Consider the following 13120-nt stretch of genomic DNA (forward strand, 5'->3'; position numbering starts at 1 on the left):
GAAAAAGTAGAATCCCCTCATTTTAAATGCCAAAAAAAATACACCGAAGACATATTGTTAAAGCCATAACCTGGCGCTTAGTAGGCACATTAGACACTGTCATATTATCATGGATCATTTCTGGCAGTCCACTTATCGGTTTAAAAATTGGTGCTTTTGAGGTCGTAACAAAAATGCTATTGTATTATGTTCATGAGCAGGTTTGGTTTAAAGTTAAAATTGCAGAAAGTAAAAAACGACATTTACTCAAGACGGTTACTTGGCGAATCATTGGTACTTTAGACACCATGATATTAGCCTGGGTTATTACAGGAAACCCGTTAACCGGTTTAAGCATCGGTGTTGCAGAAGTCATCACGAAAATGGTGCTCTACTACTTACATGAAAGAGTTTGGTACAAAATAGATTTTGGTTTAGAAAAAAGAAGGCGATTAAGCAAATGGAAAAAAACATCACAGCGCACGAATACAAAATATGTAGACTAGAGCGTCAAAAATTAAACGGGCACAATTCCTTTTTAATTTTTTTCACCGGTTTATCTGGTTCTGGGAAATCAACTATAGCCAACGCTTTAGAAGAACGCTTAAACCATAATAAAATTCACACTTACGTACTCGATGGTGATAACGTAAGACGTGGTATAAATCAGAATTTAGGCTTTTCACCTGAAGACCGTTCTGAAAACAACAGACGTATTGGGGAGATTTCAAAATTATTCATCGATGCAGGGTTGGTAGTTATGGCAGCCTTTGTAGCGCCTTATCAAAAAGATCGGCATTTTATTCGAGAGACCGTAAGTCCGGAAAATTTTGTGGAAGTTTTTGTAAACACCAGTCTTAAGGTTTGTGAAGAACGCGATGTTAAAGGCTTATACAAAAAAGCACGTGCCGGTGAAATTAAAAACATGACTGGTATTTCAGCACCTTATGAGGCTCCTGAAAATCCAGATGTGGAAGTTTCCCATTTAAATACTATTGAAGAATCGGTTGAAATCATATTTCAAGCCATTAAAAATAAATTAGCACTTAAAAATAGCATTAATGAGTAAGTACTATTTAAATTATTTAGACGAGTTAGAGTCGGAAGCCATTTATGTTTTACGAGAAGTTTGGGCACAATTTGAAAACCCTGTCATCATGTTTTCTGGAGGAAAAGACTCCATTTTAGTTACCCATTTGGCTAAAAAAGCATTCTATCCTGCTAAAATACCCTTTCCATTAATGCACGTCGATACCGGACACAACTTCCCAGAAACCATTAAATTCAGAGATGATATCATCAAAGCATTAGATGCTGAACTCATTGTGGGTTCTGTTCAAGAATCTATAGACGAAGGTCGTGTTGCTGAAGAAAAAGGTAAAAACGCCACACGTAATGCTTTACAAATCACAACTTTATTAGACGCTATTGAAGCGAATAAAATTGACTGTGCCATTGGTGGTGGCCGTCGTGATGAGGAAAAAGCTCGTGCTAAAGAACGTTTCTTCTCTCATAGAGATGATTTCGGACAATGGGATCCTAAAAATCAACGTCCAGAATTATGGAACATTTTTAACGGAAAACATTTTGAAGGCGAACATTTTAGAGCCTTCCCGATTTCTAACTGGACCGAAATGGATGTTTGGAACTACATTAAACGCGAAAATATCGCCATTCCTTCCTTATATTATGCTCACGAACGTGAAGTGGTTTGGAGACAAGATGCTTGGATTCCGAATTCTGAATTTCTTGTTTTAGAAGACCATGAAGAAGTTGTAACCAAAAAAATCCGATTTAGAACACTTGGGGACATCACCATAACTGGTGGTATTGAATCTGATGCAGACACCTTAGAAAAGATCGCTGATGAAGTCTCTGGTATGCGTCAAACCGAAAGAGGGAATCGATCTGATGACAAACGTTCAGAATCTGCCATGGAAGACCGTAAACGTCAAGGCTACTTCTAAATTTATATATTACTCAACGCATAAAAGATCAAGCTAAATTCAATTTAGCAATCCTATAAAAAGTCACATGTTAGATAACAACCAATTATTACGTTTTACAACAGCAGGAAGTGTAGATGATGGAAAAAGTACTTTAATCGGCCGATTATTATACGATTCTAAATCTATATTCGAAGACCAACTAGAATCTATTGAAAACACAAGTAAAAAGAAAGGCCATGACGGTGTTGATTTAGCCTTGTTTACCGATGGATTACGTGATGAACGCGAGCAAGGCATCACCATTGATGTGGCCTACCGCTATTTTACAACCCCAAAGCGTAAATTTATTATAGCCGACACCCCTGGTCATATTCAATACACCAGAAATATGGTTACTGGAGCTTCTACTGCCAATGTAGCTACAATTTTAATAGATGCCCGTCACGGGGTAATTGAGCAAACCAAACGTCACGCTTTTATCGCCTCTTTACTTCAAATTCCTCATGTTATTGTTTGTATTAACAAAATGGATTTAGTCGATTTTTCTGAAGAGGTATTTAATGATATCGTTTCTCAATTTGAAGAAGTTGCCTCTAAATTACTGATCAAGGATGTGCGTTTTATTCCTATGAGTGCCCTTTTAGGGGACAATGTCGTGAATAGATCAGATAACATGCCTTGGTATCAAGGGGCGCCTATGCTACATATTTTAGAAACCATGCACATTAGTAGCGATATTAATAAAGTCGATGGCCGTTTCCCAGTTCAAACCGTTTTAAGACCGCAAAGTGCTACCTTTAGGGACTATAGAGGTTACGCCGGTAGAATTTCTAGTGGTATTTTTAGACCTGGAGATGAAGTTACCATCATGCCATCTGGTTTTAATTCAAAAATAAAATCAATTGATACCCTTGAAGGCTCTTTAGAGGAAGCCTTTGCTCCCATGTCAGTTTCTATAACTTTAGAAGATGATATTGATATCAGTCGTGGGGATATGATTGTACGCTCTAATAATAAACCTGAAGCTTCACAGGATATCGAAGTGATGTTATGCTGGTTAAATAATGATACCGCAAAACCTAGAGCGAAATACAGTATTCGTCATACCTCAAACGATCAAAAAGCCATGATTAAAGAGGTGATTTATAAAATTGACATTGAATCTTTAGGGCGCATTACCGATGATAGTGAACTTAAAATGAATGACATTTCAAAAGTAAAAATTAGAACGACAAAACCGCTTATGGTTGATTCGTATCGTGAAAACAGAACAACAGGAAGTTTAATCTTAGTAGATGATACTACTAATGAAACTGTTGCGGCAGGAATGATTATTTAATATATATGATGACAAACCTTACAGAATTAGCCATCAAAGCCGCTTTAAAAGCAGGGAAACGTATCATGGAAATTTATGATACCGAAGATTTTGACGTTAACTTTAAAAGTGACGATTCGCCTCTAACAAAGGCAGACGTCGCTTCACACCATATAATAGTTAAAGAACTAGAAAACCTTTCCTACCCGATTCTATCAGAAGAAGGACAACATCTTCCTTATGAAGACCGGAAAAACTGGAACCAATTGTGGATTGTTGACCCGATTGATGGGACTAAAGAATTTATCAAAAGAAATGGGGAGTTTACGGTAAATATTGCCTTTATAGACAACCAGATCCCTACCATTGGGGTGATTTATGTTCCAGCACAACATATTTTATATTTCGCTAATGCGGAAATGGGTGCGTTTAAATTAAGTAATCCATCAGAAGATTTTTCTTTGGAACAGATCTTAGCCAACGCTGAAAAAATGCCTTTAGATATCAAAAAAGAAAAATTCACCATAGTCGCTAGCCGATCACACCTGTCTCCAGAAACACAAGACTTCATCGATACCATGAAAGCCAAGCATGGCGACGTAGAAACCATATCTAAAGGGAGTAGCCTCAAACTATGTATGGTGGCCGAAGGTGTTGCTGATTGCTATCCGCGTTTTGCCCCTACTATGGAATGGGACACCGCCGCTGGAAATGCCATTTGCTTAGCAGCAGGATTTGATGTTATTGATCAAGGTACCGGAGAAAATATGAAGTATAACAGAAAAGAATTATTGAATAACTGGTTTTTGGTGAAGTAAAAGTTGAATGTCGTGATGTCAGGTCGAGCCGGCCTGTCAGTAGACAGGCACAGTTGAGAACGAGTTTGTCAAGAGAAGCAGTAAAATAACTTCTCGACTCCGCTCGAAGACCGTTACGCAGCATGAATTCAACCGGTGTTCGAGCGGAGTCGAGAACAAGTCATAAATAGTAGTAGTAGTAGTAGTAGTAGTAGTAGTAGTACGTCACCCTGAATTTATTTCAGGGTCTCATAATCATACGGCAAGACTCGAACAAATCATAAAAACCAACAAAATTAAATTACAAATTAAACCTAATGAAAAAAGTCGCATTTATAACAGGGGTAACAGGACAAGATGGTGCCTATCTTAGTGAATTCCTATTAAAAAAAGGTTATGAAGTACACGGATTAAAACGCCGCTCATCATTATTCAATACCGATAGAATCGATCACTTATACCAAGACCCGCATATCGAAAACCGTAATTTTATTTTACACTACGGCGATATGAACGACAGTACCAACCTTACGCGACTCATTCAGGAAATTCAGCCTGACGAAATTTATAACCTGGCCGCAATGAGTCACGTTCAAGTGTCTTTTGAAATGCCAGAATACACCGCTAACGCAGACGGTATTGGGACGCTACGACTACTGGAAGCCATCAGATTATTAGGTTTAGAGAACAAAACTAGAATATATCAGGCTTCTACCTCCGAATTATACGGAAAAGTACAAGAGGTACCACAAAGCGAAACCACGCCGTTTTACCCACGTTCCCCTTATGCTGTCGCCAAAATGTATGCCTATTGGATCACGGTAAACTATCGTGAAGCTTATGGTATTTATGCTTGTAACGGTATATTATTTAATCACGAATCGCCAATTCGTGGGGAAACTTTTGTAACAAGAAAAATCACCCGCGCCACTTCTAGAATTGCCTTAGGTTTACAAGACAAATTATACTTAGGTAATCTGGATGCCAAACGTGATTGGGGTCATGCCAAGGATTATGTGCGTATGATGTGGATGATCTTACAAGCTGATGAAGCTGAAGACTGGGTCATCGCCACAGGAAAAACAACCACGGTTAGAGATTTTGTACGCTTAAGTTTTGCAGAAGTTGGTGTGGAGTTAGAATTTAAAGGTGAAGGTGTTAATGAAAAAGCCTATGTAAGATCTTGTTCAAACCCAGAATATCAAATCGAAATAGGCAAAGAAGTCCTAGCTGTAGATCCAAGATATTTCAGACCAACAGAAGTCGAATTATTAATAGGAGACGCTAGCAAAGCCAATAAAAAATTAGGTTGGGAATGCCAATATGAATTAGCCGATCTAGTAAAAGACATGATGCAGAGTGATTTAAATTTAATGAAAAAAGATCAGTATTTAAAGGATGGGAATTATAGGACTTTGAATTATTATGAGTAATAAAAAAAACCCTTGACTGCAAAAAAACCCTTGACCGTTGACCATTAACCGTTGACAAACACAAAACAACTTTTGACCGTTGACTATTGACTCTTGACCAACGATTTCGTTTAACACTATGCGCGTTTGGAAAACATGATATAACCATTGACCTTTGACCCTTAGCCGTTGACAATCAGAAAAGAACTATTGACCGTTGACCATTGACTTTTGACCACAATTAAGTTTACGCTATGCGCGTTTGGGAAACATGGTATAACAGTTGACTTTCAAGAAACCCTTGACTCTTGACCCTTAGCCGTTGACATGTCAAAAGTCAACAGTCAACAGTCAACAGTCAAAGGTCAATAATCAACAGCCAAACAAAAAAAGATGAGAAACTTTAGAACATGGGACATATATAACGACGGGATGCAATTCGTAAAGGAAATTTACCTTTTAACGAATGACTTACCGAAAGAAGAAGTTTATGGTTTAAGCTCTCAAATTAGAAGAGCAGCGGTGTCCATTGTAAATAATATTGCTGAAGGTGCTGCAAAATCGTCATCTAAAGATTTTCATCGCTTTTTAGAAATGAGTTTAGGTTCCGCTTTTGAAGTCGAAACGCTTCTGAAAACTATACAGAACTTAAACTATTGTAATACAGATAAAACAAATCAACTCATAGAAAAAGTTGAGAGTTTGGAAAAACGAATAAATGCGTTTATTCAAAAAATTAGGAAAGAAGATCTGAAATAACCATTGACTTAAAAAAAACCCTTGACTGTTGACCCTTAGCCGTTGACTAGTTTAGGTGTAACGCTTGACGCGTTTGAATAAACACAAAATAACTACTAACACTTAAACGTACCCTGAACAAGTCAAGGGTCAAAAGCCAACAGTCAACAGTCAACAGTCAACAGTCAATAGTCAATAGTCAATGGTCAATGGTCAAAAGTAAACATTTCAAAAAAATGAACAAATCATCTAGAATATACATAGCAGGCCACCGCGGAATGGTAGGTTCCGCTATTTGGCGACGTTTAGAGAAACTAGGCTATACCAACCTAATGGGAAAAACCAGTAAAGAACTTAATTTACGTAATCAACAAGCCGTAAACCAGTTTTTTGAAAGCGAAAAACCAGATGTAGTCATAGATGCAGCGGCTAAAGTGGGTGGTATTCTAGCCAATAGCCAGCAACAATACGAATTTTTATTGCATAACATGCAAATACAAAACAACCTGATTGATGCGGCACACAACTATAATGTTATCAAATTCATCTTTTTAGGAAGTTCTTGTATCTATCCAAAACTTGCAGATCAACCGCTTAAAGAAGAATACCTACTAACCGGCCCTCTAGAACCTACCAACGATGGCTATGCCATAGCAAAAATATCAGGGATTCGTCTATGTAAAGCCATACGCGACCAGTACAACAAAGATTTCGTAAGCCTAATGCCAACAAATCTTTACGGTCCAAACGATAATTTCGACCTAAAATCCTCGCACGTTTTACCTGCCATGCTAAGAAAATTCCACGAAGCCAAAGGTCAAGAGCCAACTGTCAACAGTCAACAGTCAACAGTCAAAGGTCAAAAAGAGTCAACAGTCAAAGGTCAAGACAAAGCAGTAACTCTCTGGGGCTCCGGAACACCAATGCGTGAGTTTCTACATGTAGATGATATGGCACAGGCTGTAGTTCATGCCGTAAAGAACGTGTTACCTGAGTACCTATACAACGTAGGTACAGGTTCTGATGTCACAATCAAACAACTCGCCGAAACCATTCAAAAGGTGGTGGGCCACCAAGGCCAAATCATTTGGGATAGCAGCAAACCAGACGGCACCCCACGTAAACTCATGGACAGCTCGAAACTGAACCAACTGGGCTGGCAAGCCACCACATCACTAGAAGATGGTATCGCGAGTACCTACAAATGGTTTTTAGAAAATGTAGATAATTATAAAAAAGTAAAATTATAACGAGTACACGTTTCGTCGTGCTGAACTCGTTTCAGCATCTCACAAAAGAGCACACCAATCATAAAACAAAAACAAGCAACTATCAATTATTCACTTTTAACTATTAATTTTTAATTAAAATTAAGTGTCATGTCTCCCAAATTAAAAGTTGACAATAAATTTATTTCAATAGCATCATTTGCTGAAAAGGATTATATATGCCTAACCGATATGGTACGTGGAGAAGAAGGAAACGACCATATTCGAAATTGGATGCGCAATAGAAATACAATTGAATTTCTTGGAATTTGGGAACAACTAAATAACCCTAGTTTTAAAGGTGTCGAATTCGACACCTTTAAAAATCAAGCAGGCTTAAATTCCTTTAATTTAACCCCTAAAAAATGGGTAGAAGCCACAGGAGCCATAGGTATCTTATCAAAAAGTGGTAGATATGGAGGCACTTATGCGCACAAAGATATAGCTTTCGAGTTCGGAGCATGGATAAGCCCAATGTTTAAGCTCTTGCTAATCAAAGAATTTCAACGTCTTAAAGAAATTGAATCCAATCAGTATAATTTAGAATGGAATGTCAAAAGAGTACTTAGTAAAGTAAACTATCAAATACAAACAGAAGCAATTAAAGACCATATAATACCTCAAAGTAAAAAAAATATAGACCTCCGTTGGTTGGAATATGCAGAGGAAGCAGACTTATTAAACCTCGCTTTATTTAAATGTACAGCAAAGCAGTGGAAAGAGGCTAATCCCAATTTAGCTTTACATGGTAAAAACATGAGAGACTTTGCAAGTATAAATGAACTAGCGGTACTATCAAATCTTGAGTCTTTAAATTCTGAATTTATAAAAAGTGGTATTGATAAAAAAATACGATATCAAAACCTAAATCGCATAGCGGAACAACAATTAGAGGTTTTAAACAAAATAAACATTATTAAATCCATTAAGAAAGAAAACAATACGACTTATCTTCGTGAGGACAATAATTTAAATAATCAAGATTAACTTTAACGTTAAACAAAAACAAGCGACTACAAATTATTAATTTTTAACTATTAATTTTTAATTGAAAACGTAGCGTCATGCTGAACTCGATTCAGCATCCCAAATAAAACATCGCTTAAACAGTTCAACAATTAAACAAAGCAAAGCGTCCCGATTAAACAAATAAACAATTCAACGAATAAACAATAATGGCCCAAGTAGAAGCAACCAATAACCAACAACCAGCAACCAACAACCAACAAAAAATAAAATCCATCTGCTGCATCGGCGCAGGCTACGTGGGCGGCCCAACCATGGCAGTCATGGCACAACGCAACCCTGATATCAAGGTAACCGTAGTTGATTTAAACAAACAACGTATTGCCGATTGGAACGATGCTGACCTATCAAAATTACCCATTTTTGAACCAGGGCTAGATCAAGTCGTTGAAGAAGCCAGAGGCCGTAACTTATTTTTTTCTACAGAAGTTGACCAAGCCATTCAAGAGGCAGAAATGATTTTCATATCAGTAAACACGCCAACCAAAACCTACGGAAAAGGAAAAGGTATGGCTGCCGACTTAAAATACATCGAACTTTGTGCCCGACAAATCGCCGAGGTAGCAACCACCGATAAAATCATTGTCGAAAAATCTACCCTACCGGTAAAAACCGCTCAGGCCATTAAAAGTATTTTAGACCATACCGGAAACGGGGTAAAGTTTCAAATTTTATCCAACCCAGAGTTTTTAGCTGAAGGGACCGCGATGACTGACCTTGCAAATCCAGATCGTGTACTTATTGGTGGTGAGCAAACGCTTGAAGGTAAAAAAGCCATTCAAGCTTTAGTCGATGTGTATGCGACTTGGGTAGCAAAATCGCAAATTTTAACAACCAACATTTGGTCTTCTGAGCTATCAAAACTCGTTGCCAATGCCTTTTTAGCACAACGTGTGTCCTCCATAAATGCTATTTCTGAGCTTTGCGAAGCTACCGAAGCTAATGTAGAAGAGGTGGCAAAAGCTATCGGAATGGATTCTCGTATTGGACCAAAATTCTTAAAAGCTTCTGTAGGCTTTGGTGGCTCTTGCTTTCAAAAAGATATTTTAAACTTGGTTTACATCGCCAAATCTTTAGGCTTAAATCAAGTCGCTGATTACTGGGAGCAGGTCATCCTAATGAATAACCACCAACGTAATCGTTTTGCCAATAACATCGTTTCTACCTTATACAATACCGTGTCAGGTAAAAAAATCGCCTTTTTAGGTTGGGCTTTTAAAAAAGACACCAACGACACCAGAGAATCAGCTGCCATTTATGTGGCGGACCGCCTGATGGACGAACGTGCGCAAATAACCGTGTACGATCCTAAAGTTACCGCTACACAAATGCAAGGGGATATCAATTACCTAAACACCCGTAGCGAAAGCGAAAACAAACAGTACCTAGAAACAGAAACCGACCCTTATAAAGCCCTAGAAGGTGCCCACGCCATTGCCGTGCTTACCGAATGGGACGAATTTAAAACCTATAACTGGCAAACCATTTACAATAACATGAGCAAACCGGCTTTTGTTTTTGATGGCCGTAATGTGTTGGATAAGGTTGAATTGGAAAAGATTGGGTTTATTGTGCAGAGTATTGGGAAGTAATATTTCAAAAGATTAAAATGAATAAAAATTATAACATTGCAGTCATTGGTTTAGGGTATGTGGGCTTACCATTAGCACGCTTATTTGCTACAAAATATCCTACCATAGGGTTCGATATCAATACCAAAAGAATAGCCGAGTTAAATTCAGGGACCGACACCACCTTAGAGATAACCAATGCCTTACTCAAATCGGTTTTAGTTGCGCAACCAACTCAAGAAAAAGGGTTATTCTGTACAACAAAAATAGAAGACCTTTCCAACTGTAATTATTATATCATAACCGTACCAACACCGGTAGACAAAAACAACACCCCCGATTTAACACCCCTAATTAAAGCCAGTGAATCGGTTGCTAAAGTCTTAAAAAAAGGAGATACCGTGATATACGAATCTACAGTGTATCCAGGCGCTACAGAAGAAGAATGCATCCCTGTTCTAGAAAAACATTCAGGTTTAAAATTCAATACCGATTTCTATGCAGGCTATTCACCAGAACGCATCAACCCAGGAGATAAAAAACATACAGTTGAAAAAATTCTAAAAGTCACTTCGGGATCTACACCTAAAGTAGGCTTAGAAATTGACAATTTATACAAATCGGTAATTACAGCAGGTACCCACCTAGCGCCTTCTATTAAAGTGGCCGAAGCTTCTAAAGTGATTGAAAACGCACAACGCGATATCAACATCGCCTTTGTAAACGAGCTGGCTAAAATATTTAACTTATTAGATATCGATACCCATGCCGTATTAGAAGCCGCAGGTACCAAATGGAATTTCCTACCCTTTAAACCTGGTTTAGTAGGCGGACATTGTATCGGGGTCGATCCTTATTATTTGGCTCAAAAGGCACAACAAATTGGCTACCACCCCGAAATAATACTTGCAGGACGTCGTATTAATGATAGTATGGGAAAATATGTGGCCACAGAAGTTATCAAACTCTTAATTAATAAAGAAATTAAAATTAAGAATGCCAATATTCTCGTTTTAGGCATCACCTTTAAAGAAAATTGTCCAGATGTTCGAAATACACGAGCCGTAGATGTGGTTAACGAATTAAAACAATTTGGAACCCAAGTCACTATTTTCGACCCGATGGCAAACCCAGAAGAAGTCATGCATGAGTACAACCTAATAACCAGTAACCAAAAACCGAATACAACATACGATGCTATTGTGTTAACCGTAGCCCATAATGAGTTTTCTAAAATGAACCTTAAAAAGTTCTTAAACCCCAAGGGCATTATATATGATGTTAAAGGGATTTTAACAGATGCTGATGGTAAGCTGTAATGTCATATAAAATTTAAAAGAAATAATAATTAATAAAATAGCAACCTTTCTTAAGGTTCTAACAAATAAGAATTTAGTATGAAGATCGGTTATTTCAATGATACAAAGATTAGTATTTCAGAAACATTTGTTTACGATTTACTTAAAGGCTTGTTTAAAAAACATGGAGACATCACTTACTTTTCTGGTGAAAAAGAAACCACAGGCTTTAATCATGAAACAAGGTTTTTAAACAAATTATTATTAAAAAACAAAACCTTATGTAAAGAGTTCGGCGAAGCAGGTAGAATACATATTGCTCAACTTTGTAATCCACAAAAACGATTACATGATATTTTAAAAACATTAAATAAATGAACTTAAAACAAATGGCTATTTCTGGCACAAAATGGACAACAGCCAGTACTATTGTAATAGCTCTCGTGTCTTTAATTAAATTATCGGTTTTAACTCGTTTTTTAGCAATAGAAGATTTCGGACTAATGGCTTTAGTGAATGTAGTTCTAGGGTTTATGAGTTTATTTATGGATATGGGCTTAACTTCTGCCATATTGCATAAACAAAATATTACTAAAAACGAATATTCTAGTTTATATTGGCTAAATGTTTTTTTTAGTCTTACTCTAATGCTTATTATAATGATTGTAAGTCCCTTCATAGGGGATTTTTATAATGAAGAGCAATTACCACTACTACTAATTTTAATGAGTTTAAGTTTAATTATTTCGGCAACAGGTAGACAGTTTAAAACTGTGAAAGCAAAAAACCTAGATTTTAAATTTATTGCTATAGTTGATGTAATTACCTCTACATTATCACTTATTTTAGCAATTATTTTGGCTTATTTAAATTATGGGGTATACGCTATTGTGTATTCTGCCCTACTTCAATTTTCTTTAAGTAACTTAACCTATCTAATTTCGGGCATCAACTCAAATAGCATTCAATGGCATTTTAAAATGTTAGAGACTAAGCCCTTTTTAAAAATAGGCATGTATCAAGTAGGTGGACAAGTGGTAAATTACTTTAATAGAGACATTGACACTTTAATTGTGGGTAAAATTCTTGGTGCGGAAGTGCTAGGTGGGTATAGCCTAGCAAAACAATTGGTCTTTAGACCAACTATGATTATTAACCCCATCCTATCTAAAGTCGCCGCACCAACATTAGCAAAAATACAACACAATAAAAATCAACTTAAAGAGGGGTATTTAAAAATATTAAATATTGTTAGTTCTTTAAATTTCGTGGCATATGTTTTATTAGCAATTTTAGCCTACCCCGTAGTTTTAATTTTATATGGAACAGACTTTATACATATCGTTAGTATTGTACAAATCCTATGCATTTACATGTATTTGCGTTCATTAGGAAACCCTGTAGGAGCGTTAGTTACGGCTACAGGAAGAACAGATCTAGAATTTTACTGGAATATTTTAGCCTTATGTGTAGTCCCCTTAATCGTATACATAAGCTCTTTCATGGGGGTAAATGGCATAGCCATTGGACTTAGCTTGTTTATGCTATTAGCTTTTTACCCTTTTTATAAATTACTGATTTCTAAAATGATTTCATGTAGCTTTAAAGAATATACTAAAGCTACTATTATTAACCCCTTGATATTATTGAGGCTGTTTAAGAACAACATTTAGATGAAAAATAAAGCTTTAAATTCATATAAACATGTTATTTAACTTCATCAAGTTTGCCCTTTTTTACCAAAAAATTAAAATTATATTATAA

The 13120-nt window shown here is 36.7% G+C and carries 13 protein-coding genes; all 13 read left to right on the forward strand.

Annotated elements, in window-relative coordinates; translation table 11 throughout:
• Window positions 1-26 precede the first annotated feature (26 nt).
• The 13 genes from KO493_RS05945 to KO493_RS06005 all read left to right on the forward strand — a co-directional run bounded on the left by KO493_RS05945 (window position 27) and on the right by KO493_RS06005 (window position 13029).
• Entirely contained in the window at window positions 27-485 is a 459-nt protein-coding gene (locus KO493_RS05945) for a DUF2061 domain-containing protein (RefSeq protein ID WP_216067023.1), read from the forward strand.
• Window positions 440-1048: an adenylyl-sulfate kinase gene (gene cysC, locus KO493_RS05950; RefSeq protein ID WP_216067024.1), complete on the forward strand. Its 609-nt coding sequence runs from the start codon at window positions 440-442 to the stop codon at window positions 1046-1048. Before KO493_RS05945 ends, cysC begins: the two co-directional genes overlap by 46 nt.
• Window positions 1041-1946, forward strand: coding sequence for a sulfate adenylyltransferase subunit CysD (gene cysD, locus KO493_RS05955; protein WP_216067025.1), 906 nt, complete (start codon window positions 1041-1043; stop codon window positions 1944-1946). The genes cysC and cysD overlap by 8 nt, the downstream gene beginning before the upstream one ends.
• A gap of 67 nt (window positions 1947-2013) precedes the next feature.
• Window positions 2014-3267, forward strand: coding sequence for a sulfate adenylyltransferase subunit 1 (locus KO493_RS05960; protein ID WP_216067026.1), 1254 nt, complete (start codon window positions 2014-2016; stop codon window positions 3265-3267).
• A 5-nt stretch (window positions 3268-3272) separates the two neighbouring features.
• Window positions 3273-4064, forward strand: a complete 792-nt coding sequence (gene cysQ / locus KO493_RS05965) for a 3'(2'),5'-bisphosphate nucleotidase CysQ (protein ID WP_216067027.1) — start codon at window positions 3273-3275, stop codon at window positions 4062-4064.
• Window positions 4065-4360: 296 nt separating this feature from the next.
• A complete protein-coding gene (gene gmd / locus KO493_RS05970; protein WP_216067028.1) occupies window positions 4361-5476 on the forward strand; it encodes a GDP-mannose 4,6-dehydratase in 1116 nt (371 codons plus the stop codon).
• A gap of 372 nt (window positions 5477-5848) precedes the next feature.
• Window positions 5849-6214, forward strand: coding sequence for a four helix bundle protein (locus KO493_RS05975; protein WP_216067029.1), 366 nt, complete (start codon window positions 5849-5851; stop codon window positions 6212-6214).
• Between the two features lie 215 nt (window positions 6215-6429).
• The gene (locus KO493_RS05980) at window positions 6430-7443 is read left to right on the forward strand and encodes a GDP-L-fucose synthase family protein (protein ID WP_216067030.1); all 1014 of its coding nucleotides are present in this window, start codon (window positions 6430-6432) and stop codon (window positions 7441-7443) included.
• Between the two features lie 129 nt (window positions 7444-7572).
• A complete protein-coding gene (locus KO493_RS05985; RefSeq protein ID WP_216067031.1) occupies window positions 7573-8448 on the forward strand; it encodes a KilA-N domain-containing protein in 876 nt (291 codons plus the stop codon).
• Between the two features lie 188 nt (window positions 8449-8636).
• A complete protein-coding gene (locus KO493_RS05990) occupies window positions 8637-10079 on the forward strand; it encodes a UDP-glucose 6-dehydrogenase (RefSeq protein ID WP_216067032.1) in 1443 nt (480 codons plus the stop codon).
• A 17-nt stretch (window positions 10080-10096) separates the two neighbouring features.
• Entirely contained in the window at window positions 10097-11377 is a 1281-nt protein-coding gene (locus tag KO493_RS05995) for a nucleotide sugar dehydrogenase (protein WP_216067033.1), read from the forward strand.
• A 78-nt stretch (window positions 11378-11455) separates the two neighbouring features.
• Window positions 11456-11734, forward strand: coding sequence for a hypothetical protein (locus KO493_RS06000; RefSeq protein WP_216067034.1), 279 nt, complete (start codon window positions 11456-11458; stop codon window positions 11732-11734).
• Entirely contained in the window at window positions 11731-13029 is a 1299-nt protein-coding gene (locus tag KO493_RS06005) for an MOP flippase family protein (protein ID WP_216067035.1), read from the forward strand. The genes KO493_RS06000 and KO493_RS06005 overlap by 4 nt, the downstream gene beginning before the upstream one ends.
• The last annotated feature ends 91 nt before the right edge of the window (window positions 13030-13120 follow it).

Source organism: Pseudotamlana agarivorans (assembly GCF_018860245.1).
In the GTDB taxonomy this organism is placed as follows: Bacteria; Bacteroidota; Bacteroidia; order Flavobacteriales; family Flavobacteriaceae; genus Pseudotamlana; species Pseudotamlana agarivorans_A.

Coding starts and splice junctions, on each gene's coding strand:
- KO493_RS05945 (WP_216067023.1), top strand. CDS start 27: ATGCCAAAAAAAATACACCGAAGACATATTGTTAAAGCCATAACCTGG.
- cysC (WP_216067024.1), top strand. CDS start 440: ATGGAAAAAAACATCACAGCGCACGAATACAAAATATGTAGACTAGAG.
- cysD (WP_216067025.1), top strand. CDS start 1,041: ATGAGTAAGTACTATTTAAATTATTTAGACGAGTTAGAGTCGGAAGCC.
- KO493_RS05960 (WP_216067026.1), top strand. CDS start 2,014: ATGTTAGATAACAACCAATTATTACGTTTTACAACAGCAGGAAGTGTA.
- cysQ (WP_216067027.1), top strand. CDS start 3,273: ATGATGACAAACCTTACAGAATTAGCCATCAAAGCCGCTTTAAAAGCA.
- gmd (WP_216067028.1), top strand. CDS start 4,361: ATGAAAAAAGTCGCATTTATAACAGGGGTAACAGGACAAGATGGTGCC.
- KO493_RS05975 (WP_216067029.1), top strand. CDS start 5,849: ATGAGAAACTTTAGAACATGGGACATATATAACGACGGGATGCAATTC.
- KO493_RS05980 (WP_216067030.1), top strand. CDS start 6,430: ATGAACAAATCATCTAGAATATACATAGCAGGCCACCGCGGAATGGTA.
- KO493_RS05985 (WP_216067031.1), top strand. CDS start 7,573: ATGTCTCCCAAATTAAAAGTTGACAATAAATTTATTTCAATAGCATCA.
- KO493_RS05990 (WP_216067032.1), top strand. CDS start 8,637: ATGGCCCAAGTAGAAGCAACCAATAACCAACAACCAGCAACCAACAAC.
- KO493_RS05995 (WP_216067033.1), top strand. CDS start 10,097: ATGAATAAAAATTATAACATTGCAGTCATTGGTTTAGGGTATGTGGGC.
- KO493_RS06000 (WP_216067034.1), top strand. CDS start 11,456: ATGAAGATCGGTTATTTCAATGATACAAAGATTAGTATTTCAGAAACA.
- KO493_RS06005 (WP_216067035.1), top strand. CDS start 11,731: ATGAACTTAAAACAAATGGCTATTTCTGGCACAAAATGGACAACAGCC.